Source organism: Tateyamaria rhodophyticola (assembly GCF_047777875.1).
In the GTDB taxonomy this organism is placed as follows: Bacteria; Pseudomonadota; Alphaproteobacteria; order Rhodobacterales; family Rhodobacteraceae; genus Tateyamaria.
The window spans coordinates 2,154,781-2,177,569 of record NZ_CP180519.1; the positions used below are offsets into that span (position 1 = coordinate 2,154,781).

At 61.7% G+C, this 22,789-nt stretch carries 22 protein-coding genes; 7 read left to right on the plus strand and 15 right to left on the minus strand.

What is annotated here, in order from left to right; all coding sequences use genetic code 11:
• The first annotated feature begins 73 nt into the window (after positions 1-73).
• The gene (locus ACERHN_RS12145) at positions 74-457 is read left to right on the plus strand and encodes a hypothetical protein (RefSeq protein ID WP_415919289.1); all 384 of its coding nucleotides are present in this window, start codon (positions 74-76) and stop codon (positions 455-457) included.
• Positions 457-1,416, plus strand: coding sequence for a tyrosinase family protein (locus ACERHN_RS12150; protein WP_415919290.1), 960 nt, complete (start codon positions 457-459; stop codon positions 1,414-1,416). The genes ACERHN_RS12145 and ACERHN_RS12150 overlap by 1 nt, the downstream gene beginning before the upstream one ends.
• A gap of 8 nt (positions 1,417-1,424) precedes the next feature.
• Here the strand turns inward: ACERHN_RS12150 and ACERHN_RS12155 are convergent, their stop codons facing one another.
• Positions 1,425-2,663 (minus strand): urate hydroxylase PuuD, encoded by a 1,239-nt coding sequence (locus tag ACERHN_RS12155; protein WP_415919291.1) that lies wholly within the window; start codon positions 2,661-2,663, stop codon positions 1,425-1,427.
• Positions 2,664-2,761: 98 nt separating this feature from the next.
• Here ACERHN_RS12155 and ACERHN_RS12160 point away from each other — a divergent pair, with 98 nt between their 5' ends.
• Positions 2,762-3,667 (plus strand): LysR family transcriptional regulator, encoded by a 906-nt coding sequence (locus ACERHN_RS12160; protein ID WP_415919292.1) that lies wholly within the window; start codon positions 2,762-2,764, stop codon positions 3,665-3,667.
• Between the two features lie 3 nt (positions 3,668-3,670).
• On the opposite strand, the gene fosX is transcribed toward ACERHN_RS12160, so the two are convergent.
• Both fosX and uraH read right to left on the minus strand, forming a co-directional pair.
• Positions 3,671-4,075 carry a FosX/FosE/FosI family fosfomycin resistance hydrolase gene (gene fosX, locus ACERHN_RS12165; RefSeq protein ID WP_415919293.1) on the minus strand — a complete coding sequence of 135 codons (405 nt, stop codon included), beginning with the start codon at positions 4,073-4,075 and terminating at the stop codon, positions 3,671-3,673.
• Between the two features lie 3 nt (positions 4,076-4,078).
• Positions 4,079-4,432, minus strand: a complete 354-nt coding sequence (gene uraH / locus ACERHN_RS12170) for a hydroxyisourate hydrolase (protein WP_415919294.1) — start codon at positions 4,430-4,432, stop codon at positions 4,079-4,081.
• Positions 4,433-4,586: 154 nt separating this feature from the next.
• Here uraH and puuE point away from each other — a divergent pair, with 154 nt between their 5' ends.
• Genes puuE through ACERHN_RS12185 form a run of 3 tightly spaced genes read left to right on the plus strand, consistent with a single transcriptional unit; the run spans position 4,587 to position 7,944 of the window.
• Positions 4,587-5,999, plus strand: a complete 1,413-nt coding sequence (gene puuE / locus ACERHN_RS12175; protein ID WP_415919295.1) for an allantoinase PuuE — start codon at positions 4,587-4,589, stop codon at positions 5,997-5,999.
• Entirely contained in the window at positions 5,996-6,505 is a 510-nt protein-coding gene (locus ACERHN_RS12180; protein WP_415919296.1) for an ureidoglycolate lyase, read from the plus strand. Before puuE ends, ACERHN_RS12180 begins: the two co-directional genes overlap by 4 nt.
• A 20-nt stretch (positions 6,506-6,525) precedes the next feature.
• Complete coding sequence (locus ACERHN_RS12185) at positions 6,526-7,944, plus strand: uracil-xanthine permease family protein (RefSeq protein WP_415919297.1); 1,419 nt, start codon at positions 6,526-6,528, stop codon at positions 7,942-7,944.
• A gap of 57 nt (positions 7,945-8,001) precedes the next feature.
• Here ACERHN_RS12185 and ACERHN_RS12190 read toward each other — a convergent pair whose 3' ends face one another.
• The 5 genes from ACERHN_RS12190 to bhcA all read right to left on the minus strand — a co-directional run bounded on the left by ACERHN_RS12190 (position 8,002) and on the right by bhcA (position 13,431).
• Positions 8,002-8,982, minus strand: a complete 981-nt coding sequence (locus ACERHN_RS12190; protein ID WP_415919298.1) for a type I glyceraldehyde-3-phosphate dehydrogenase — start codon at positions 8,980-8,982, stop codon at positions 8,002-8,004.
• A gap of 24 nt (positions 8,983-9,006) precedes the next feature.
• The gene (gene bhcD / locus ACERHN_RS12195; protein ID WP_415919299.1) at positions 9,007-9,972 is read right to left on the minus strand and encodes an iminosuccinate reductase BhcD; all 966 of its coding nucleotides are present in this window, start codon (positions 9,970-9,972) and stop codon (positions 9,007-9,009) included.
• A gap of 121 nt (positions 9,973-10,093) precedes the next feature.
• Positions 10,094-11,254 (minus strand): 3-hydroxy-D-aspartate aldolase BhcC, encoded by a 1,161-nt coding sequence (gene bhcC / locus ACERHN_RS12200; RefSeq protein WP_415919300.1) that lies wholly within the window; start codon positions 11,252-11,254, stop codon positions 10,094-10,096.
• An 18-nt stretch (positions 11,255-11,272) separates the two neighbouring features.
• Complete coding sequence (bhcB, locus tag ACERHN_RS12205) at positions 11,273-12,241, minus strand: beta-hydroxyaspartate dehydratase BhcB (protein WP_415922733.1); 969 nt, start codon at positions 12,239-12,241, stop codon at positions 11,273-11,275.
• Entirely contained in the window at positions 12,241-13,431 is a 1,191-nt protein-coding gene (bhcA, locus tag ACERHN_RS12210) for an L-aspartate--glyoxylate aminotransferase BhcA (protein WP_415919301.1), read from the minus strand. The genes bhcB and bhcA overlap by 1 nt, the downstream gene beginning before the upstream one ends.
• 169 nt (positions 13,432-13,600) lie before the next feature.
• Here bhcA and bhcR point away from each other — a divergent pair, with 169 nt between their 5' ends.
• Positions 13,601-14,443 carry an HTH-type transcriptional regulator BhcR gene (gene bhcR, locus ACERHN_RS12215; RefSeq protein ID WP_415919302.1) on the plus strand — a complete coding sequence of 281 codons (843 nt, stop codon included), beginning with the start codon at positions 13,601-13,603 and terminating at the stop codon, positions 14,441-14,443.
• On the opposite strand, the gene ACERHN_RS12220 is transcribed toward bhcR, so the two are convergent.
• From ACERHN_RS12220 to ACERHN_RS12250, 7 genes are all read right to left on the minus strand, one after another.
• The gene (locus ACERHN_RS12220; RefSeq protein ID WP_415919303.1) at positions 14,444-15,271 is read right to left on the minus strand and encodes a bifunctional allantoicase/(S)-ureidoglycine aminohydrolase; all 828 of its coding nucleotides are present in this window, start codon (positions 15,269-15,271) and stop codon (positions 14,444-14,446) included.
• A gap of 201 nt (positions 15,272-15,472) precedes the next feature.
• Positions 15,473-17,605, minus strand: a complete 2,133-nt coding sequence (locus tag ACERHN_RS12225) for a type VI secretion system Vgr family protein (protein ID WP_415919304.1) — start codon at positions 17,603-17,605, stop codon at positions 15,473-15,475.
• Positions 17,606-17,655: 50 nt separating this feature from the next.
• Positions 17,656-18,828 (minus strand): hypothetical protein, encoded by a 1,173-nt coding sequence (locus ACERHN_RS12230; protein ID WP_415919305.1) that lies wholly within the window; start codon positions 18,826-18,828, stop codon positions 17,656-17,658.
• Positions 18,825-19,655, minus strand: coding sequence for a hypothetical protein (locus tag ACERHN_RS12235; protein ID WP_415919306.1), 831 nt, complete (start codon positions 19,653-19,655; stop codon positions 18,825-18,827). The genes ACERHN_RS12230 and ACERHN_RS12235 overlap by 4 nt, the downstream gene beginning before the upstream one ends.
• Before the next feature lie 3 nt (positions 19,656-19,658).
• Positions 19,659-20,597, minus strand: a complete 939-nt coding sequence (locus ACERHN_RS12240; protein ID WP_415919307.1) for a type VI immunity family protein — start codon at positions 20,595-20,597, stop codon at positions 19,659-19,661.
• 3 nt (positions 20,598-20,600) lie between these two features.
• Positions 20,601-21,728 (minus strand): PAAR-like domain-containing protein, encoded by a 1,128-nt coding sequence (locus ACERHN_RS12245; protein ID WP_415919308.1) that lies wholly within the window; start codon positions 21,726-21,728, stop codon positions 20,601-20,603.
• Positions 21,728-22,789: a DUF2169 family type VI secretion system accessory protein gene (locus ACERHN_RS12250; protein WP_415919309.1), complete on the minus strand. Its 1,062-nt coding sequence runs from the start codon at positions 22,787-22,789 to the stop codon at positions 21,728-21,730. Before ACERHN_RS12250 ends, ACERHN_RS12245 begins: the two co-directional genes overlap by 1 nt.

The window sequence follows — 22,789 nt, forward strand, 5'->3', positions numbered from 1 at the left end:
ACCAATCGCATTTTCTGCCGCGCCTTCCCCAGCCGGGGCGGACGCGCACAGAATTCATAAGCAGGAGAGTCCCATGGCCAATTCAGGCAAAGCTCCCGGGGCGGTGGATGCCGTCCTTGATCCCGCCAGTTTCGAAGCTCCAAGCGGATACAAACCGGGCGGTGGCCATCATGACCATCCGCACAGTTTTACATCAACCCGCACGACCCATCACCGGGGGCACAAGATAAAGGTGCGCACCACCTACCGGATCGAGATTGATGATACCCCACTCACCGTGCACACAATGGTGATGGATGACGGGACGGTGCATTGTCACGGGCTGCCCAACTACGCGTTCAAGTCAGCGTTGGAGATGGCGAAGTCGATCGTCGATGCCGAACGGCTCATCCGGTATGCGCATGACGATCTGGGATCGGATCCTGACGCAGATGATACGCACGGAGGGCATCACTGATGACCGGTATCCGTGAGAACATCCTGGCCAGTCACGCCGTCCGTGACGCATTTCTGAATGCGATGGTCATGCTCGACACACCGAATTCGGGTGTGTGGGCGCGTGACCTTGCGCGATATTTGCGGGACAACAACCTGCCGCTGACGATGCGCGGGCAGGATCAGGAGCTGTCGCGATATGACATCTTTGTCTTTTGGCATGTGCTGGCGATGAACCTCAACCTGTCGGTCGGGAATGCCGCCCATAGCGGGCCGATCTTCCTGCCGTGGCACCGCATGTACATGATCCGGCTCGAAGAGGCGTGTCAGGACGTGTTGGGCGATCCGGACTTTGGTTTGCCCTATTGGGACTGGGCCGCGGACGGCGCGCTCCGCGCGCAGGACCAGTGGCGCACAGACCTCTGGTCACCCGCCTATATCGGCGAGGCACGCGGGCGGGTGCGCAGCGGTCCCGTCGGTCAGATGCAGGTCCGGCTTGTCGCGGATGCCCGGCGGCGCGCGGTTGTGTCCGTGACCCCGCGCCCCATTTTTCGCGAGGCGGGCACAGACCCGAGATGGCCGGACTTGCCGACGCAGGCACAGGTGGATGCAGCGTTGGCGCAACCGGATTATGACGTCAGCCCGTGGAACATGGACGTCACCAGTCACCGTAATGTCCTCGAAGGGTGGGTGGATGGCCCGCAGCTGCACAACCGGGTGCACACGTGGATCGGGGGCGACATGGGGCCGGGCACCTCGCCCAATGACCCCGCCTTTTTCCTCAACCACTGCAATGTCGACCGCATTTGGGAAATGTGGATGGAACGCCACGGGCGCACCTATGTGCCGGGTCGGGGCAGGGGACCGCAGGGGCACCGTATCGACAGTCAGATGTACGCGATGATCGGCCAAGCCCTGACGCCCGAGGCCGTGCTTGATCCGGCGGCATGGTACGGCTTTGACCACCAGATGATTGCATAATCTGGCGGCTATGGCGTGCCGCGCGTTGCGTCCCTGTACCACGCGACGATGGCGCGGCGGTTTTCGTCCGTCATCGTCGCGACCGCGTTGGGCGGTGGCATGGCGTGGCTGACCCCGGCCTGCAGGAAAATCGCCTGCGCGTGGCGGGCGACGTCTGCTTCGGTTTCCAGGACCACGCCCTTGGGCGGCCAGAGCATGTGGTCACTGAAAGACGGCTCGCGCGCATGGCACATCGAACAATTGCCCAGCACGGTGTTGTAAGCGGCCTCAAACCCCTCGGCCGAGGCGAAGCGTTGTTCAAAGGCGGTCAGCGGTCGCGCCTCTTCATCAGTGTCGCGCATGGGCGCAATCGACAACCACGCGATGAGGATCATCAACAGCGCGGTCACACCCCAGGTCCAGTGCGGTCCTTTCCCGGTCGCGTGCATCGTGTTGAAGTAATGCCGGATGGTCACGCCCGTCAAAAATATCAGGCTGGCAATGATCCACGCATATTCGGTGGCAAAGGCCAGCGGGTAATGATTGCTGAGCATCAGGAAGACAACCGGCAGCGTGAGGTAGTTGTTGTGCGTCGACCGCACCTTGGCAATTTTCCCATATTTGGCGTCGGGCGTGCGCCCGGCCTTGAGGTCGGCCACAACGATCCGCTGGTTCGGCATGATCTGGAAGAACACGTTTGCGGTCATGATCGTCGCCGTGAACGCGCCCAGGTGCAGAAGCGCGGCGCGCCCGGTGAAAATCTGGTTATAGCCCCAGGACATCGCCACGAGGATCGCAAAAAGCATCAGCATCAGAAGCGTGGGCGTCTCGCTCAGCCGTGATTTGCACATCGCATCATAGGCGAGCCAACCAATGGTGAGCGACCCGCCCGAGATCACGATGCCCTGCCACAGGGCCAGATCGGCCTTGGTCGGGTCAAGCAGGTAAATCTCCCCTCCGACCCAGTAGATGATGGCGAGCAGTGCCGCCCCGGACAGCCAGGTGCTGTAGCTTTGCCATTTGTGCCACGTCAGATGCTCGGGCAGCCTGGCCGGAGCCACGAGGTATTTGGTGGTGTGGTAGAACCCGCCGCCATGCACCTCCCATTCCTCGCCATAGGCACCTTCGGGCATGTCATCGGCGGGTTTCAGCATCAGGTCCAGCGCGATGAAGTAGAAGCTGGCCCCGATCCACGCCATGGCCGTGACCACATGCAGCCAGCGCACGGCAAAGCCGACCCAATCCCACAGGACCAGAAGATCATACATGTCGTGCCTCCGCGGATGTGTCTGGCGGTACCCTAGTCGGGCGGTGATTGTTCTGGTATTGCGCGGTAAGGCCAAACAGCATCAAAAATATCCGAATAATGTCCTATCTCGACAATATCCGCACGTTTGTCCGTGTCTATGAGCTTGGCAGCATGTCGGCGGCGGGGCGGGATCTGCGGATATCGCCGGCGGTGACGTCGGCGCGTATCTCGCAGCTGGAAGATCATCTGAGCGTGCGTCTGTTCCAGCGGACAACGCGGAACCTGACGCCGACCGAGCAGGGCAAGGCATTCTACGGTGGCGCGTGCAGTGTGCTGGATGCCGTGGAACATGCCGAGGCCAATGTGGCCAACCTGACCGACAATCCCAAGGGGTCGCTGTTCGTGGCGGCCCCGCTTGGAGTGGGGCGGCGGCTGATTGCACCGCATGTGCCCGCGTTCATCGCGAAATACCCGGAGGTGGCGGTGCGCCTGCGCCTGACGGACCGGCGGGTGGATTTGACAACGGAGGGGCTCGACCTCTCGTTCTTTCTGGGTCAGCCCGAGGACAGCACCTTGCGCATCCGCAAGATTGCGGATGTGGAACGGGTGCTCTGTGCGGCACCGTCCTATGTTGCGGTCCGGGGTGCGCCGCGGTCGGGGGAAGAGATTGTGGCGCAGGGGCACGAATGCCTGAACCTGCGGTTTCCTGGGGCCACAGAATTCCAGTGGCCGCTGGTGACGGCGGACGGTCCCAAGCGATTCCGGGTGTCGGGCCGCTACGAATCCGATGATGGGGATGTGCTGACCGATTGGGCATTGGCCGGGCATGGCATCGCGATCAAACCGATGTTCGAGGTGGCGGGCCACCTCGGAGCGGGGCGCTTGGTGGTGGTGGGTCAAGACACCCCGCCCGAACCGATCCAGATGGCGTGCCTGTATACCCACCGGCGGGGGCAGGACCCGAAAACGCGGCTGTTCATGGAGTTCATGATCGAACGGATCGAACAGGCCGTATCGGGATAGCGTCTAGCCCCTCGAATACCGCTCGAGACGTTCTTCGAGCGTGCCGCTGTGCAGTTCAAACATGTGGTTGTCGTGGTCATAGAAGTAGATCGAATGGCCTTCGCCCTCGACCCGTGCGCGCCCTTCGCGCACCTCCAGACCAAGCGCCCGGATACGCGCCAGCCGGTCGTCATATTCGTCCGCTCCCATTTGAAAGGCGACGTGGTTATAGGTCCGCTCGGCCAGCGGTTCGCCCTCCATCGTCGCGACCCACACACCGCCGATGTCAAAGAATCGTTCCCGCGACAGGGAAAAGGTCGCTTCGCCGCTGTCATAGACCTTGCGGGCATCCAGCACAGTGGTCAGCATCTCCTCCATCCTGTCGAGATCGCGCACGATGAAGGTGATGTGACTGAGACCGTGGGCCATGGATCAGCTGCCCCGGTAGGTCGAATAGCCAAACGGGGACAGGAGAAGCGGCACGTGGTAATGCGACGCCTCCGACATGCCAAAGCGGATCGGGATCACGTCGAGGAAACGCGGGTCTTCGGGCGGCGTGCCGCTGGCGTCGAGATAGGCCCCGGCGTGAAACACCAGCTCATAAGTGCCGGTGGCAAATTGATCGGCGGGCAGGATCTGTTCATCGGTGCGCCCGTCGTCATTCGTGACAAGGGTTTTCAGAGCGGTACGTGCATCGCCGTCGATGCGGAACAGTTCGATTTTCAGGCCCTTGGCCGGTACGCCGCGTGCCGTGTCGAGCACATGGGTCGTCAAATATCCTGCCATTTTCATCTCCGATGCATTTTTAGGCTGACTGCATCATCGGTCCTCGCGCATGTGGGGGCAAACCTGCAAGGGTGAAACAGTCCTTCAAAAATATCTTGATAAACGGTTCCATTTTTCTGGAATACACATGGCCAACTCAGGAAAGAGGCTCCTTGTGCAGCGATACCCGCGCGACATGACCGGATACGGCAAGACGCCCCCTGCCGCCAATTGGCCGGGCGGGGCCAAGATCGCGGTGCAGATCGTGCTGAATTACGAAGAGGGCGGGGAAAACTGTGTGCTGCATGGCGACCCCGCATCCGAAGCGTTCCTGTCCGAGATCACTGGCGCGCATCCATGGCCCGGGCAACGGCACTGGAACATGGAATCGCTTTACGAATATGGCGCACGCGCCGGGTTCTGGCGTGTGCACCGCATGCTGGAGGACCTGCCGGTCACGGTCTACGGCGTTGCAACCGCGCTGGCCCGCGCGCCGGAGCAGGTCAAGGCGATGAAAGCGTCCGGCTGGGAAATCGCGAGCCACGGGCTGAAGTGGATCGAACACAAGGACATGTCCGAGGACGCCGAGCGTGCGCAGATTGCCCAAGCGATCCGCCTGCACACCGAGGTAATGGGGGACGCACCGCGCGGCTGGTACACCGGGCGCTGTTCCGAAAACACCGAACGGCTGATCGCGGAAACGGGGCAGTTTGCCTATGTCGCGGACAGTTATGCGGACGACCTGCCCTATTGGGTGCGCTACGGCGACCGGGATCAGCTCGTGGTGCCCTACACCATGGATTGCAACGACATGCGGTTCGCGATTCAGGCGGGGTTCACCGATGGGGCGCAGTTCGAACAGATGCTACGGGACGCATTTGATGTTCTGTATGCCGAAGGGCAGACGGGTACGCCCAAGATGATGTCCATCGGCCTGCATTGTCGCCTGATCGGGCGGCCCAGCCGGGCGGCTGCACTGCAACGCGCCATCGACTATTTCCGGAGCCATGCGGATGTGTGGTTCGCCACCCGTCTGCAAATTGCGGAACATTGGGCGCAGACACATCCGCCGGTGACGCAGGAGCGCCCGTCCGAAATGGACCGCGATGCGTTCGTGGCGACCTTTGGCGGCATCTTTGAACACAGCCCCTGGATTGCCGAAGGTGCGCATGCGCTGGAACTGGGGCCGACACATGACACGGCTGCCGGTGTGCATTCGGCGCTGGCGCGGGTGTTCCGGTCGGCGGACGCGGACCGGCGGCTTGCGGTGCTGAACGCGCATCCGGACCTTGCGGGCAAGCTGGCGGCGGCGGGACGGCTGACGGCGGAAAGCACGGCGGAACAGGCGGGCGCGGGCCTCGATATGCTCACGGATGAAGAGCGCGCGACATTCACCGCCCTGAACGAAGCCTACACCGCCAAATTCGGGTTCCCGTTCATCATCGCGGTCAAGGACAACACCAAGGCGACGATCCTCGCCGCGTTCCGGCGTCGCATCGACAATGACCGCGACACCGAATTCACCGAAGCCTGCCGCCAGGTGGAGCGGATTGCGGAACTGCGGCTGGAAGACATGTTCGCCACATGAGCCGTGTGATCATCATAGAGCCGATGGACGGGGATGCATTTGCCCCCTTCGGTGATGTGATGGAGGCCATGGGGGACGCGGACAAGATCATCAATCAGGGGCTCTGCGGGCGCTATCATGACCGCGCAAAGATGGAGTTTTCCGACGGGCGCGCGGGTCTCAGCCTGTTTAGGGCGGAGCCGCGCAGCCTGCCGCTGACCCTCGACATGATGGAGCGCCACCCGGACGGGTCACAGGCGTTTATTCCCATGAGCATGGACGGCTTTCTGGTCATCGTGGCGCCGGATGCAGGCGGGCAGCCGGGTGCGCCGCGCGCCTTTCACACGGCGCCGGGACAGGCGATCAATTTTCACAAAGGCACCTGGCACGGGGTTCTCACCCCGCTTTGCGCGCCGGGGCTGTTTGCGGTTGTGGACCGGATCGGGACAGGTCCGAACCTCGAGGAACACTGGTTCGACACCCCGTATTCGGTCGTGCCAGCCAAAGAACCAAACGCGCGGGGATGACAACATGAAGGGACATAACAATGGCTGATATTTCGCTCGGAACGCCGGACCAGCTCCGCGATCCGGATTACACCCCACCTCTGGCCAAGGCGGTGCCGCTCGGCATTCAGCACGTGCTGGCCATGTTCGTGTCGAACGTAACGCCCGCGATCATCATTTGCGGCGCGGCGGGATTCGGGTTCGGCTCGAACTCGCCCGATTTCCCGCAGATGATCTACATGATCCAGATGTCGATGTTCTTCGCGGGCGTTGCGACGCTGTTGCAGACGATCACGCTGGGGCCTGTTGGCGCACGGTTGCCGATTGTGCAGGGCACATCCTTTGCATTTATCCCGATCATGATCCCGCTTGTCGCGGGCAAGGGGGTCGATGCGATTGCCGTTGTGATGGGCGGTGTCATCGTCGGCGGCATCTTCCATGCGATCCTCGGCCTTTTCATCGGCAAGATCCGGTTCGCCCTGCCGCCGCTGGTAACGGGTCTGGTCGTGACGATGATCGGCCTCGCGCTGGTCAAGGTCGGCATTCAGTATGCCGCCGGCGGCGTGCCAGCCAAGATGTCCGGGGCCGAGGAATACGGGTCGATGATCAACTGGTTCATGGCCGGTATCGTGATCGTGGTCACGCTGGGGCTCAAGTTCTTTGCCCGTGGGATGCTGTCGGTGTCGGCGGTCCTGATCGGCCTGCTCGCAGGGTATGCGGTGGCTTTCGCAATGGGTGAGGTCAGCCTTGCCAATGTCGGGCGCGCGGCATCCTTCGCCCTGCCGAACCCGTTGCACTTTGGCGTGGAATTCACGGCGGCGGCGATCATCGGTTTCTGTCTGATGGCGTTCGTGTCGGCGGTTGAGACCGTGGGCGACGTGTCGGGTATCACCAAGGGCGGTGCGGGCCGCGAGGCGACCGACAAGGAGATCGAAGGCGCGACTTATGCCGATGGTGTGGGGTCCGCCCTGTCGGGTCTGTTTGGCGCGCTGCCCAACACATCCTTCAGCCAGAATGTCGGACTGATCGCGATGACCGGCGTCATGAGCCGTCACGTGGTCACCATCGGCGCGCTGTTCCTGATCGCTGCGGGCCTGATCCCCAAGGTGGGCGCGGTCGTCTCCTCGATCCCGATCGAAGTGCTGGGCGGCGGTGTGATCGTCATGTTCGGCATGGTCGTGGCCGCCGGTATCTCGATGTTGTCGGACGTGGACTGGAACCGGCGCAACATGGTGATCTTTGCGATTGCGCTGTCGGTGGGTCTTGGCCTGCAACAGGAACCCGACGCGCTCACGTATCTGGACGGGACGCTCAAGATCCTGCTGACCTCCGGCCTGCTGCCAGCGGCGCTGATTGCCATCGTGCTGAACCTGATCCTGCCCGAAGAACTGTCGGATGAGGCGACCGAAGAAGTGTCGGGCGGCCTGTCCGGTCATGGCGAAGGTTCGCTCAAGGGCTGACCGCCGACCGATGAAACATCTGGGCCCTCGCATATCACGTGCGGGGGCCTCACTTGGTCAGGGGCGCGCCACCATGCGCCGCGCCATATCGATCATCCGCGCGGAAAAGCCCCATTCATTGTCGTACCAGCCAAACACCCGCAGCTGCGCAGGTTGTATCACCTGCGTTTCCCGCAGCGCCAGCACCAGCGATTCCGGCCGCGCACGCATATCGGTGGAGACACAGGCATCATCCGTGGCGTGCATCACGCCGGTGGCCTCTACTGCGTCGCGCAGAAACATATCAATCGGATCGTCCGGCAATCTCCGCAACTGGAACGTCGCATCCACCGCCGACACGCTGATGCAGGGGACGCGCACAGCCGTCACGCTCAGTCGGTCCTGCATGTCGGGCAGGATATGGGCGATCTGACCGGCGGCGCTTGTGCTGGTTGGAACCATGGACACTGCCGCCGCACGGCTGCGTTCAAAGCTGGGGCCGGGCATGTCCACCGTAGGCTGGCTGCCGGTATAGCAATGGATGGTCGTGATGTGCCCCCGCTCGATCCCGAGCCGTGCGTCCAGCACACTCAGAAGCGGTGCAATGGCGTTGGTCGTGCAGGAGGCATTGGACACGATCCGCGCATCGCCCAGTGCCGCGTCATTCGCGCCCAACACGACGGTCCGATCTGCCGCATCCGACGGGCCGGAGATCAGCACCGCGCGCGCGCCCGCGGTCAGTCCACGTTTCGCCACCTCCCGCGTTTTGGCCGTTCCGGTGCATTCCAGAACAAGGTCAACACCCGTCAGATCAAGGCCAGAGATATCCGGCGCGTTGGTGAACGGGATGCGGGTGCCATCGACCTGCAACGCGCCATCCGTGCCTACAACCTCACCTGCAAAAGGCCCGAACACGCTGTCGTAGCGGAACAGGTAAACGCAACTGTCCAGCGACGCGATATCGTTGATCCCGACAATTTCAATGCTGTCACCCGACTGTAAAACCTGGCGCAGGATCGTGCGCCCGATACGGCCAAACCCGTTGATAAAGATCTTCATGCTTTGGCCGCCTTGGTTCGATGTTCAGAAATCGACCTCTATCGCGATTCCCTGTGCCACGGCCAGATCAACGACACGGGCCGCCACCGCGAGGTCCTGCAACCCGACGCCCGTGCCGTCGAACAGCGTGATGTCCTCGTCCGAGGCGCGTCCGGGGTGTGTGCCGTTAATGACGGCGCCGATCTGGTGCACGTCCGTCTCGGCAATCAAACCTGCGGCAACGGCATGCTGCGCCTCGCCGATGGACACGGATTGCGCAACCTCGTCGGTGAACACGGTCGCCCGGGCCAGCAGGGCGGCTTCGACCTCCTGCTTGCCCTTTGTGTCGGTGCCCATACAGGCGATGTGTGTGCCGGGGCTGACGTGATCCGCCATCAGCGACGGCGCAAAGGCCGAGGTGATCGAGATGATGACATCCGCCGCCGTCATGTCCGGCAAATCCACCGCCTCGAACGGCACACCGGCCTCTGTCGCAACCTTTTCGATATTGGGCAGCATGTCCGGGTGGTAATTCCACGCGATCACCTTTTCAAAGTCACGTTGTTCCAGTGCGGCGCGCAGTTGGAACGTCGCCTGATGCCCCGCGCCGATCATGCCCAGCACACGGGCGTCCTTGCGCGCCAGATGTTTGATGGACACCGCAGAGGCCGCCGCCGTCCGCAACGCGGTCAACAGGTTGCCACCGACCATCGCCCTGGCCTTGCCGGTGTCCGGATCAAAGAGGAACACGGTGGATTGGTGATTGATCTCGCCGCGCTTTTCCAGATTGTTGGGCCAGTATCCGCCTGCCTTCAGTCCGAGGGTCAGGCCCGCCCGGTCGAACCCGCCCTTGAACCCATAGAGCGCGTCTTCGTGGCCAATCGCTTCACGCACGACGGGAAAGTTATACGCGTCTTGCGCTGCCATTGCGGCGAATACCTTTTCCACCGCGTCAAATGCGGCGTCGCGGGTCATCAGGTCGGCAATCTCGCGTTCGGGTACGATCAACATAAGGGTGGCTCCAGTCGTCAAAAAGTCATGCGCCCGGGTGACGGCCCGTTGGGCAGGCCGTCTCCCGGGCGGCTTCTCCCGGCGTCAGGGCGACGCCGGGACGTTGTGCAGTGGGGGGGGGTCAGTATGCCTTGCCGCGCGCCGATACCGGCCAGACGGTTTCGACAACGCCGTTGCGCACGCCGACATACCAGTCATGTACGTTCGCGGTCGGATCGCAGTGACCGGGGACCAGCCACAGCTTGTCATTCACCTTGAGCACGCCGCCCGGGTCCGCCACCACGCCATGCTCGTCCGAGCATTTGACGTATTCCACATCCGTACGTCCAAAGATCACCGGCAGGCCGCTGTCGACCGACTGCGCCTTGAGGCCTGCATCCACAATCGCCTTGTCGGCCTTTGCATGGCTCATCACCGAGGTCAGCAGGAAGAACGCATTCTCCCATTCGCCCTGATCAATGCGGTTCCCGTCCTTGTCGAGGATACGGCCATAGTCGGCGTCCATGAACGCATAGGACCCGCATTGCAGTTCGTTGAACACGCCCGAGTTGCTCTCGAAGTAGTAGCTGCCCGTGCCACCGCCAGACACCAGTTCGGGCTTCAGCCCCGCAGGTTCCAGCAGGTCGATTGCCTCTTGCACCATGGCGACGGCCGCGTCGATCTTGGCCTTGCGATCGTCATAGCTGTCCATGTGCTGCATCGCGCCCTGATAGGCCTGAATGCCGGTGAACTTGAGCCCTTGGGCCGCATCAATCGCCTTGGCGATGGTCAGGACGTTTTCGGCGCCGATCACACCACAGCGGCCCGCGCCCACATCCATTTCGATAAAGCATTCGATGGTGGTGCCGTGGCGCACGGCCGCCTCGGACAGGTCTGGCACATTTTCGATGTCATCGACACAGACGATGGTGCGCGCCCCCAGTTTGGGCAGTTGCGCGAGGCGGTCAATCTTGCGCGGGTCGCGCACCTGATTGGACACCAGCACATCCTTGATGCCGCCACGGGCGAACACTTCGGCCTCTGACACCTTCTGGCAGCAGACACCAACCGCGCCGCCCAGACGTTCCTGCAGCTTGGCGACATCCACGGATTTGTGCATCTTGCCGTGCACGCGGTGACGCATGCCGTGCGCCTTGGCGTAGTCGCCCATTTTCTTGATGTTGCGTTCAAGCGCATCCAGGTCGAGCACCAGCGCAGGCGTCTGAATGTCCGCTTCGTCCATGCCGGGCACGGCAGGCACGTCAAAACCCACATCGAGTTGATCGTAATTCATGTCTTTCATGGTCCAGACTCCCTGAGGTCAATTCTGTGTCCAGGGCAGCGTGTCGAGATCGACATTGCCGCCGGTGATGATTACGCCCACGCGTTTGCCCGCGAAGCGTTCCGGGTTCTTGAGGATGGTGGCGAGGGGCACCGCCGAGGAAGGTTCCATCACGATGCGCAGGTGCTTCCACGTCAGCTTCATCGCTGCGATAATTTCGTCCTCGGACGCCGTGAGGATATCCGTCACGTGGTTCGACACGAAATGCCATGTGCGTTCCTTCAGCGGGACCAGCAGGCCGTCGGCGATTGTCTTGGGTGCGTCATCGGCAATGACGTAGCCTGCCTTGAAACTGCGCATGGCGTCGTCCGCCTGCGCTGGTTCTGCCGCGATGATCTGCGTCTCTGGTGCGAGGGTCGACAGTGTCAGGCATGTGCCAGACACCATGCCGCCGCCCCCGATCGGAGCCATGCAAATGTCGAGGCCGTCGGTCTGTTCCACGAATTCCTTGGAACAGGTGCCTTGGCCCGCAATGACGCGTGGATCGTTGTAAGGGTGGACAAAGTCACCGCCGGTTTCTGCCGCGACCCGCGCAAATGTTTCCTCGCGCGAGGTGGTGGAGGGCTCGCACTCCGTGATCACCCCACCGTACCGGCGCACGGTGTCCTTCTTGGCCTGGGGGGCGGTCCTGGGCATCACCACGTTGCACGGAATGCCGCGTCGCATCGCCGCATAGGACAGGCAGGACGCATGGTTGCCGGACGAATGCGTCGCCACACCCTTGCGCGCCTGATTTTCGTCCAGACCGAACACGGCATTGGTCGCGCCGCGCACCTTGAACGCACCGGGTTCCTGAAAGTTCTCGCATTTGAAAAACAACTGCGCGCCGGTCATTTCGTTGAGGAAATCCGATGTGCGGACCGGGGTGCGCCGGATATGCGGCTTGATCCGTTCATGCGCGGCCAGCATGTCGTCATAGGTCGGGAGAGTGTCGACGAAATCCTTCATCATGCAGCGTCCTTGATCAAGGTGGCAGGTGCGGTGCGATAGACATCCTGCGCCGCCGCGACGCCCGATCCCAACGTGATGTCGAACCCGAGATCGGCCATGCACATCTCTGCCGTGGCAATCCCGCTGAGCATCATGACGTCGGTGAGACTGCCCAGGTGGCCGATGCGGAACACCTTGCCCGCAACCTCTCCGAGGCCCACACCGAACGCGACGCCATAGGTCTCTGCCGCGTGCGTCACGATATCCGTGGCGTTAAAGCCTTCGGGCGTGCAGATCGCACTGACCGTGTTGGAGTAGACGTTTGGCGAGGTGGCGCAGAGGTCCAGCCCCCATGCAGACACTGCCGCACGGACGCCATTTGCAATCCGTGTGTGACGCGCGAACACGGCGTCGAGACCCTCTGACAACAGCATGGTGCAGGCCTGGTTCAACCCGTTCAGCAGACCGACGGAGGGCGTGTATGGATAGGCGCTGTTGGCGTAGCCCTGCGCCATGTCGTGCACATCAAAGAACGTGCGCGGCAGGCTCGCCGTCTTGGTCGCGGCCATCGCCCGTTCGCTAAAGCCCACAATGGCCAGCCCCGCAGGCAGCATGAAGCCTTTTTGCGACCCGGTGACGGCCACATCCACGCCCCAGTCGTCAAACCGGAAATCCATCGACCCGATGGACGACACGCCGTCCACGAACAAAAGTGCGGGGTGACCGGCATCGTCCAGAGCGCGGCGCACCGCACCGATGTCTGACACTACGCCGGTTGCAGTCTCGTTATGGGTGGCAAGCACGGCCTTGATCCGGTGGTTGCTGTCCGCCTTCAGGATCTCGGCGTAGCGCTCCGCTGGCAGACCATCGCCCCAGTGGGTTTCCACCACCTCAACCTCAAGATTGTGGCGCTGGCACATGTCGATCCAGCGATGCGAAAACATGCCGTTGCGCGCGGCCAGAACTTTGTCCCCCGCGCTCAGCGTGTTGGTCAGCGCTGTTTCCCAGCCACCCGTTCCGGTGGCCGGAAAGATGAACACTTCGGCTGATGCGGATTTCAGGACCTGCCGCACGCCGTCCCGCGCCGGGTGCAGGATGCTGCCAAAAAGCGGTGAGCGGTGATCAATCGTGGGCATGTCGCAGGCTTTGCGCAGCACTTCGGGAATGTTGGTCGGTCCCGGAATGAATACTGGGTTTTGAAAGCTCATGTCCGTCTCCTCCGTCAGGGTGCCGCAACGTTAGCGAAGGCGCGGACGCAGTGAAACTTTTTTGAAATCGTTTTTCATTTTGGGGCGGATTGGTAAAATGACTTATTGTCAGCGGCTTACGTTTTTCATAATATGAAATAGGATTTCAAATATTGGCAGGGCACACTCCATGGACGGCCAGAAAAGCACAGAATCGGCAGGCCGACGCGCACGGGGACGGCCTCGCGACTGGCATGACAAAACGGCACAGAACACGATCAAATCCCTCGACCGGGCGATGGAGGTGTTCGAGCATCTGAGCGAAGCGCAGGGCAAGCCGCTCACCACGCTCGCAGCCGAAACGGGGCAGTCCCCCGCGACCGTCTATCGGATTCTGGTCACGCTCGAGGGCAGGGGGCTGGTGGAGTTTGACGCCGAAGAACAGGTCTGGAACGTGGGCCCACGAGCTTTTGTCATTGGTGCGCGATTCCTGCGCCGGACCAGCCTGGTGGAGCGCGCGCGCCCGATCCTGCGCAAGCTGATGGAAGCCACGGGCGAGACGGCAAACCTGGGCGTGGAAAAGGGCGGTATGGTCCTGTTCCTGAGCCAGGTCGAAACGCACGAGAGCATCCGCGCGTTCTTTCCACCCGGCACGCTGTCGCAAATGCATGCCTCTGGCATCGGGAAGGCCCTGCTGGCGCAGATGGATGCCGACCGCTTTGACCGATGGTACAAGGATCACCCGCCGGTGCGGTTCACCAAACACACCCTGTTGGAGCGCGACGCGCTGGCGGCGGCACTGGCCGATGTGCGGGCACGCGGATTTGCCATCGACGGTGAGGAAAAGAACATCGGCATGCGGTGCATTGCTGCGCCGGTGTTTGATGTGAACCGCGAACCAGTGGCAGGCATTTCCGTGTCGGGGCCCACAAGCCGGGTGCAACCCGATGCGATCGACCGGCTGAGCCGGGCCGTGATCGACGCGGCACATGCGTTGACCGAAGCCATCGGAGGGGATGCCGCCGCCTTGTGATCAGCGGAGGCGTCGCAGGTCCATGTGCCGGTTCACGTCCTTATAGAGCAAATAGCGGAACCGACCCGGGCCTCCCGCATAGCAGGCCTGTGGACAGAACGCCCGCAGCCACATGTAATCGCCCGCCTCCACCTCGACCCAATCCTGGTTCAGGCGGTAGACCGCCTTGCCTTCCAGCACGTACAGACCGTGTTCCATCACATGCGTTTCGGCAAAGGGGATGACTGCGCCGGGTTCGAAGGTGACGACGGTGACGTGCATGTCATGCCGCATGTCAGACGGATCGACAAAGCGGGTCGTCGCCCATTTCCCGTCTGTGCCGGGCATTGGTGTGGGCGCCACGTCCTGTTCGTTCGTGATGATCACGTCGGGCGCATCCAACCCGTCGACCGCGTCATAAATCTTGCGGATCCAGTGGAACCGCACCGATGCCTCGCCCGTGTTGCGCACGCTCCAATCCGTGCCCGCGGGAAGATACGCATAGCCACCGGGATGCAGCTCATGCACGTTGCCCCCCAGAGTGAGCGCAAGGCTACCCTCAACCACAAACAGCACCGCTTGGGCCAAAGGGTCTACTTCGGGCCGGTCGGACCCACCTCCCGGTGCCACTTCCATGATGTAATGCGAAAAGGTTTCGGCAAAGCCGGTCAACGGACGCGCCAGAACCCATAGCCGGGTGTTATCCCAGAATGGCAGGAAACTGGTCACGATATCGCGCATCGTGCCCTTTGGGATCACCGCGTAGGCGTCCGTGAACACGGCGCGGTCGGTCAAAAGCTGATCCTGACCGGGATGTCCCCCATGCGGGGCGAAGTATTTTGGTGGCATGACAGGTCCGAGTTCTGTGTGCGTTCCGCAGTATGAGCGCGCATCCCGCGACAGACCACAGCGCACAGCAAAGCAGGTCCTTTCGAGGAAATTTGATAATCCGCTGCGGTGCCGACGGGTCCGCACGCTGACACATCGCTGCGCGACAGGGCAAGGGCCGGAACGGTGTCCGACCGGTCCGTGATATGGCCAAGCCGGACGCTAGTTCAGATCGATTTTCGAGCCTTTGAACGAAATCGGGCCGCTGGCCTTGCCCTGGATCTTGGACGAGGCTTTGACCTTGAGATCCTTGCAGGTCAGCGTGATCGTGCCGTCCTTTTTCATGTTCAGCTGCGATTTCCCGACCTTGATATTCAACTCGTCGCCCACGTCGATGGACATCGTCTTGCCCACCGTCATCGTCTGCGCCTTGCCCACTTTGATGTCGGACGTCTTGCCCACGTCAAAGCTGTGCTTGACGCCCACCTTGTCGGCGATCTCGATGCCCACTTCGCGCTTGGCATTGATACCGACCGTGACGCTTTCATTGGTGCCGACGATCACCGTCTTGGCCATTTGCACGGTCTGGTTATAGTTGCCTTCGCCTTGGATGATGCCGCCCAGTTTGCCCAGCCCTTCGGCCAGAGACGGCAGGGAGGTGTAGTCGCGGATATCGTTGATGGCCTTGACCACGGAACCCATGGACTGCGGCCCGATGGTCAGGTCCATGTTGCCGCCGATCTGCTCCTTGTGATCGTTCTGGATTTCGAGCGACTTGTTGTGGCCGACCGACTGCACCCAGTTGTTGTCCACCCGTTCGGTGTGGTTGTGCAGGGTGCGTTCGTTGCGGTCCTTTTGCGCGTGGATAAAGATTTCCTCCGCCCCGGTCGCGTCCTCGAACCGGAATTCGTTGTAGCCATCGCTTTTGTGGCTGTCGGTTTTGAAGGTCGAGCGGGTCTTGTTGTCGGGCAGGGGGTAGGGCACGTCGTTCTTGCCGTTATAGACACAGCCTGTCACCAGCGGCTTGTCCGGGTCGCCTTCGAGGAACTCGACCACGACCTCCATGCCCAAACGCGGGATGATCATCCCGCCCCAGCCCTTCCCGGCCCAGTTCTGGCTGACCCGGCAGCGCATGGAATATGCGCCGTACAGATCCCAATGGAACTGCACGAGGATGCGCCCGTATTCGTCGCAATCAATCTCCTCTCCCTCTGCGCCGACAACGACAGCGGTCTGCGGACCCTGCACAATCGGCAGGGGTGTGGCGCGTGGCGGGATCATTGGCGCCGTGACCGGGCTGAGGGTGTAGTGCGCCTGAAACGCCTTGGTGTCGGCGCTCTTGCCGCCTGTCGCGTAGGATTGGCCAATGCAGGAATACCGCGCAGACAGGCACACATAATCGGCGCCGGTCCCGGGGCAGTCATCGCCGCCCTGCAAGGTGAACACCTTGCCCGGGGTCAGCATGGCGCAGTCGCCCTCGGCCCGGAACCGCGCGTCGCCACCGCGTTCCTGATTGACCCGCAGGCGCGACATCGCATTGCCTTGCCCCTGGGTGAGGTAATCGCCCGGGTAGTCATAGCTTTCGATCATCCCGTTCGCATAAGTCGCGTCACCTTCGAAATTGGTTTCCATCGTCGCGGTGGGTGATTTGAAATTATAGTCGGTCAGGCGGATGACACCGGTGGTCACGCGCCGCTGTGGTTCCCAAAGCCAGATATGTTCTTCGTTCGTCTGATGGTTTTCGACAATCGGGTAGAACGGCAGGGTGACCACGTTGTCATGCCCGTTCACATGGTCGGTGATGACCATCTTGTGGTTGCCGGGTTCGTGGGAAAAGTGAAAGCTCATCCCGAACCGTTCCATGATGCGCCGGACAAAGCTCAGATCGCTTTCGCGGTATTGGACGGTATATTCCAGGTCCGCGTAGTTGTTGAACAGCGCGGTTTCAAAATGCGGCGATCCGAGGTGCGCGTAATCCGCTAGCACCTCTTCGATGATGGCGACCGCGGTCATGCCGTGGAAAATGCGTTGATTGCGGCGTTTGCCAAGCAGCCACAGCCAAGGACGCAGCACCAGTTCGTATTCCCAGCCATTGGGCCCCTGTCCGCGCCAGCGGGCTTCGGTGATGATGCCGTCAAAGGCTTGCATGCCCTTGGCGCCGTCAATTTCGATGGTGGCGTGGGTGCCCATCAGCGCGTCGAAATCAATGGACGGGTCCGGGGCAAAGGCGTGCACGCGGTACTCGAACAGACCGTTCATGAAATCCTCACCGTCAAAACGGTTGAGCACGAGGATGTCTTTGCCCAGCTCGGTGGTGAGTACCGCGAGGCGTTCGTCTTGTGAAAATGTCGTCATGGCCGAAACCTAATCTATGTCAGGCGCAGCATCCCTGAGGGCTGCGCGTTTCAGGAAACCTCTTCAATAGAGAGCTGTCGTGCGTCTTCGTCTTCGTCGTCAAAATCGGGGTCGTCTGTGTCGGGATCTTCTTCTTCGTCTTCATCGGGGGTCGGCGCATAGAGGCCGAAAAGGCGAATGGGATTGGTCTGAAGCGATACGGCTGCGCGGTATTTCGACCGGGTCGCCCCGGCAAGAACAAGCGCATGAAGGGGATGTTCGCGGCTGGTGGCCTCCGCACACAGGTGCGCCAGCGCCGCTCCGAAGTAAGCCGCACCCATATCGCCGAAATCGAGCGCGGGGTATGCGGGGGCTGGATCTTCGGCAAGGTAGCCGTTCACGAGCCGGTGCATGCAATAGGCGCCTTCGGCGGCACGATACCGGGCGTTGTTGAAATCGGTGACAAAGCAGTCGACCGGCGTGCGCGCGGCACCCAGCGTATCGAGGGCCTGAAGCGCGCAATCGCTCATCGCCTGTGACAGGGTATCGGCATCGTCCATTTCGCCCACGGGCTCCAGCGCGGCGGCCGCGCTGTGGAGATAGGCCAACGGCTCTCCGATGCGCATGGCCTCGGGCAGCAGCAACAATGCGGCGGCGGCCTCTCCGGGGATCAGGCTGTAATTCGCGATCTCATCGGCAAAAAGACGGCCCTGCCCCATGAGGGCGTTCATCCGCGTCCGGTCGCTGAAGCTGTCGGCGCAGATCATCAGGAACGCCCGGTCCACCCCTTTGCGAAAGATGCTGGACAGCACGCGCGCCGGGCCGGTCTGCGCATCCGTGACGAGCCGCATGCCAGCCACTTCGAGGCAGGTCCCCCCCAGCGTGTCATAGACGCAAGTGGGCAGGGTTTCACTCAGCCCGTGAAGCCGTTCCACGGTCACGCCATCTTCGGCTGCAGGCTCGGCAAGGCACAGGACCACTTCGACCGGCAGAGTGGGCGCATCCGGTCCGAGCCGCTCCAGCAGATCCGCCAACGCCTGCTTGATCAGCCTGGGCAGCGCGTCCTGCAACATGTCGATGTCATCATTGTCCTGAAAGGCGCAAATCTGTTCCTGATAGTCGGCACCCACAAAGCGGAGGTTCCGCATCAGACACCGCTCTTCGTCCAGCAGGGACTGAACCGCAGTGCCAAGGCCGGGGCCAAACGCAGAGCTGAAGCCCATTTCTGCCAGCAAGAGCGTCATTCCTGCGTGACCTCCGCCTGTGCACGGCTGAGATCACCGCCATTGAGGGTTGCGACCAGTTCGAACAGAAATATCTGCTCCATCGAAACGGTATGGGCGAGCAGGGTGCCCGGACCGGTGAAAAACAGCTCTTCCTCGCCCGGTTCATGCGCCGCGTCGTGCCCAATCGGGATGAAGGCATTCATGCCAGCGAGGCTCAGAAATGCGTCCTCGAGGTCTTCGTCCAGCGCGTCGGCTTGCAGGTTGGTAAAGGCGATTTCGTCCGCCTCGACCAACAGCGCATCGCCAATGGGGCCGGAGGCAGGCACGTGGACATTGTGCCAGAGCGCCTGCCGGATATCGACGGGCATCGGCTCCAGCCCCTCGGGACCGGCCACCTGCACCGTCAGTGCGCCAATGTCCCGGTCAAAGATCATGCCGTTGAACGCTTCGTTTGCGGCCTCTTCATCTCCGTCGAGCGCATCCAGCAAGCGGGGATAGGCGTCCGCCGGGGTGTGGTGCGATGCCACGACCAGCCGCACCATCACATGCACGAGATTGACATGGGCACCGGGCGTCGTGACCTCGATCACCATGCGGTCGGGACCGTCCATCGTGACAACACCAGCGGCCGATGCGTCCTTGGCAAAGGGGCGGGTGAGGAACCCCTTGTTCAGACCGTCGGCCACTTCGTCCGCCATCGCGTGCCAGATCTCGAACCTGTCGGTGGGCAGATCGCGGGCGGCGGCCGCGGGGCTGTACTGCACCGTGATGGCCACGCGCGTGACCACTTCGGGCAACGTGCCAGGAACGTTGAGGCGGCCCAGAACCTGTTCAAGCAGGGTCATCGCTCACTCCTCAAACCGCTCATACCACGCCTCGACGCGGTCGGTGCCTTCGGGGTCGTCAATCTGTGCCCCGAACAGTCCGTTGAGCATCGGGCGGAGACTGGCGCGCGCGGGGGCAAGCGCTTCGGACACGGCCCGGTAGGCCGTGATATCCTCGTCCGCGTTGACATCGCCCCAGATCGGGGCCGGCCCCGCGGTGACGATCAGCATGTCGTCCGACTGTTCGACCTGCACACCGTCGGTCTCAATGTCGACCGTGCCAAGGCGCGGCAGGTAGTAGCTGCCAAGCATGGTGCGCCACCCGATATCGACAAAACCGTCGGTTGCTTCGGGGAAATCCTCCCAGAAGGACGAACCGATATCCTTGTGGATGCACCACTCGGGGCCCTCGCCCATGAATTCGATGCAGGTCTTGTAGCGGGTGAAGCCACGCGGGAAAAACGTCTCGGACCCTTCCATCGACAGCGGCAGAAAGAACCCCATGCCCATGATCGCATAAAGCGTGGGCATGGTTTTGAGCAGAGCCGTCACCTGATCGGCAACCTGCACGGCGATCTCCGGATCATCGGGCAGCGAAATGTCCAAAAGCCCGTAATCCGCATGCTCTTCGACACGAAAGAACGGCACGGTGATCTGGTGATTGACGTCGCTGACCGGTCCAAAGACGCGCAAGGTCGCGGGCCAGCCGTGATCCCCGCCGGTCAGCCAATCGCGCGCCTCCTTCAGCAGCTCGTCATCAACGACCTTGCCTTCGAGAGGCCGCTTTCGGTCCGCCATGGCCATGAACGCAACGTCGCCCCGGTAGCGCGCGACAAAGATATCCAGGATGTCGGCCAATCCGGCGTTCGCGGCACGGTCCCACAGCCCGTCAGGGAAGTAGGCGAGGATGCGAAAGCATGGTTGGGCGAGCGCTGCGTCACCGCTGCGGATATAGTCGGGCATCATTTATCCTGTTGGTATCGATGTCGGCGGTTTGGATTTGCCATCGCAGTTGCAGCTCTTGGCATCATTGGTGAGGGCCGTCGGCTTCTTGCCGGTTGCATCCTTGTAGGCCTTTTCCTGCCCATTGGATTGCCAGCCATCCTTGTAGCCCGTCTTGGGATCGTCGAATTTGAAATCGTAAATCTCGTGCAGCGATCCGTCGGCGTTCTGGATCGAAAAGTCGGGGCGGATCTTGATCGCGTCCTTCATGACGGATGCGGCGTTCAGGGATTTGTAGATTTCACGCACCATCAGGCCGGTGTCCACGATGTCATACACGGTGGAGGCGACGTTGAGACCGGGGATCAGCTTTTTCCAACCGCCCAGCAGCATCTTGGCGCCTTTTTTGGTGAGGCCCTGGCGCACTTCCTTTTTGAGCTGGCGCTTGAGCGCGCGTTTGAGGCTCTTTTCATCATAGGTCTTGCGCAGGCCTTTGAACTTTCCCTTCTTGTCGCTGACAAAGAACTGCTTTTCCGCGCCGCCAACGCGCCCTTTGCCACCTTTCTTGACGGCATCGTTCAATTTTGACTTGGGATTGCTGAGTTGCTTTTTCACCTTCCGCTCGGCGGTCTTCGAGGGCTTTTCGCATTTGGCTTTACCGGACGCCTTGCACTTGTGCCATTCCTCGCGGGCCTCGCAGAAAATCTGGCACAACTGGAACATGATCGACCCGGGCGGGTGCGGAATTTCGAAATGACCGCCGGTGCCGGAAATGCAGTTGCGGTTGTTCATGAACATCTTGTCCGTCAACCGGCAGACGTTTTTACCCTCGGCGTAGACGGTCGGGGAAAAGGTGATCCAATGGCTTTTGTCGATATTGGTGTTCGAAATCACGCCCTTGAGCGTGCCGGGTTCGTCCCCTGTGCACCGCGAATGATATGACGGGCGGTTGGCGATGGAATTGCCTCCATCGGCAAAGGTCTTCTTGGTGCCGTTGGCAAGGTCCGAAGATTTGGAAATGATCACGTATGGAACGGGTATCGGACCACCCGGCGAGGGCGTTTTGCACACGTCGGGCACGGTGTTGATCTCGAACCCGATGGTCCCCTTGTGGGACAGGGTGAGCATGTTGGCGTTGACCGTTTGTGCCATCAGACGGCCTCCTCCAACTCAAAATCGCGGACAAAGAACGATGCATGTTCAGGTTGGACCCGGAAGCCGCTGCTGTCGTTCAGTGCAATTGTGGTATGTTCGACCAACACGTCGTTCTTGCCTGCCTGGATGGGCAACATCGCGATGTAGAACAGCGAAACCAACTGCTTATCGGCGGCGATGTTTATGGTTTGCAGCTCTGGCGTCAGCGTCTCCCACTGCCCGCGGAATTTGCACATGATGTCAAATCCCACATGCGGCAACGTAAACGTCACCGGCGGATCGGCCCACGTGCCGTCGTTGGATGTCATGTTGGTCAGGGTGACCGACGCCCCCTGCGCCGCCGCGCGGTCGAGGCGTTGATCCGGCGGGGCGGCCTGCCAGTATTCGGGTTGCAGATCCATTGGCATCAGGGGGGACCGTCGCCGTTGCCAATCCTCGTCATATGTACCGCTGAGGGCATCCCGCACCGCCCAGGATCGCGGGATCGCGGTCAGCGCGGCGGGCGGCACCGGTGACTTTGGCTGGGTCATGGGTTTGCCCGGCAGGCTGAGACGCGGCATCAGTGCGGTGTCACCATCCGCCTTTGGATCATCGCCAAGACCAATGGGGTTGGCCGCCGTGCGTGGCCCGCCAAAGCTCTGCGTATAGTGCAGGGGGACCGGGTCGTGGGGCACGTTCTTGACCGGGGTCACCCCTTGCCAACGGGTCAGAACCGAAGGCGGCGCAACCTGGATCGTTTTGGTCACGTTGCCGATATTCAGTTGGACAAGATAGGGCTGTTCCGGTTTTGCCTCACGCGGGGGATAGGCGGTGGCGTCCACGATCACATCCACCTGACCTTTGGGCAGGGTGATGTCGGTGTCGCTCAGCATATCGCGTTGGGTATCGTCATCCGCAAAAACCGGGCCGTAACAGGGCTCAATCTGATCGGGGGTGAACAGGCACGGCTTGCCATCGCGAAAGGCAAACGTCGCTTTGATCCCGATCACCCACAACGAATTGCCCGCAACGTCGCGCAAGAACGTTTTGGCGTCGGGAAACGGGGTGGTGTTGTCCAC

What these genes read in the sequence shown, in the direction of transcription:
- ACERHN_RS12185 (WP_415919297.1), top strand. Translation starts at nt 6,526, where the DNA reads ATGGCTGATATTTCGCTCGGAACGCCGGACCAGCTCCGCGATCCGGAT.
- ACERHN_RS12225 (WP_415919304.1), bottom strand. Translation starts at nt 17,605, where the DNA reads ATGACGACATTTTCACAAGACGAACGCCTCGCGGTACTCACCACCGAG.
- bhcC (WP_415919300.1), bottom strand. Translation starts at nt 11,254, where the DNA reads ATGAAAGACATGAATTACGATCAACTCGATGTGGGTTTTGACGTGCCT.
- ACERHN_RS12150 (WP_415919290.1), top strand. Translation starts at nt 457, where the DNA reads ATGACCGGTATCCGTGAGAACATCCTGGCCAGTCACGCCGTCCGTGAC.
- bhcR (WP_415919302.1), top strand. Translation starts at nt 13,601, where the DNA reads ATGGACGGCCAGAAAAGCACAGAATCGGCAGGCCGACGCGCACGGGGA.
- ACERHN_RS12230 (WP_415919305.1), bottom strand. Translation starts at nt 18,828, where the DNA reads ATGACGCTCTTGCTGGCAGAAATGGGCTTCAGCTCTGCGTTTGGCCCC.
- ACERHN_RS12145 (WP_415919289.1), top strand. Translation starts at nt 74, where the DNA reads ATGGCCAATTCAGGCAAAGCTCCCGGGGCGGTGGATGCCGTCCTTGAT.
- ACERHN_RS12180 (WP_415919296.1), top strand. Translation starts at nt 5,996, where the DNA reads ATGAGCCGTGTGATCATCATAGAGCCGATGGACGGGGATGCATTTGCC.
- ACERHN_RS12245 (WP_415919308.1), bottom strand. Translation starts at nt 21,728, where the DNA reads ATGGCACAAACGGTCAACGCCAACATGCTCACCCTGTCCCACAAGGGG.
- bhcB (WP_415922733.1), bottom strand. Translation starts at nt 12,241, where the DNA reads ATGAAGGATTTCGTCGACACTCTCCCGACCTATGACGACATGCTGGCC.
- ACERHN_RS12235 (WP_415919306.1), bottom strand. Translation starts at nt 19,655, where the DNA reads ATGACCCTGCTTGAACAGGTTCTGGGCCGCCTCAACGTTCCTGGCACG.
- bhcA (WP_415919301.1), bottom strand. Translation starts at nt 13,431, where the DNA reads ATGAGCTTTCAAAACCCAGTATTCATTCCGGGACCGACCAACATTCCC.
- uraH (WP_415919294.1), bottom strand. Translation starts at nt 4,432, where the DNA reads ATGGCAGGATATTTGACGACCCATGTGCTCGACACGGCACGCGGCGTA.
- fosX (WP_415919293.1), bottom strand. Translation starts at nt 4,075, where the DNA reads ATGGCCCACGGTCTCAGTCACATCACCTTCATCGTGCGCGATCTCGAC.
- ACERHN_RS12160 (WP_415919292.1), top strand. Translation starts at nt 2,762, where the DNA reads ATGTCCTATCTCGACAATATCCGCACGTTTGTCCGTGTCTATGAGCTT.
- ACERHN_RS12240 (WP_415919307.1), bottom strand. Translation starts at nt 20,597, where the DNA reads ATGCCCGACTATATCCGCAGCGGTGACGCAGCGCTCGCCCAACCATGC.
- ACERHN_RS12220 (WP_415919303.1), bottom strand. Translation starts at nt 15,271, where the DNA reads ATGCCACCAAAATACTTCGCCCCGCATGGGGGACATCCCGGTCAGGAT.
- ACERHN_RS12155 (WP_415919291.1), bottom strand. Translation starts at nt 2,663, where the DNA reads ATGTATGATCTTCTGGTCCTGTGGGATTGGGTCGGCTTTGCCGTGCGC.
- ACERHN_RS12190 (WP_415919298.1), bottom strand. Translation starts at nt 8,982, where the DNA reads ATGAAGATCTTTATCAACGGGTTTGGCCGTATCGGGCGCACGATCCTG.
- bhcD (WP_415919299.1), bottom strand. Translation starts at nt 9,972, where the DNA reads ATGTTGATCGTACCCGAACGCGAGATTGCCGACCTGATGACCCGCGAC.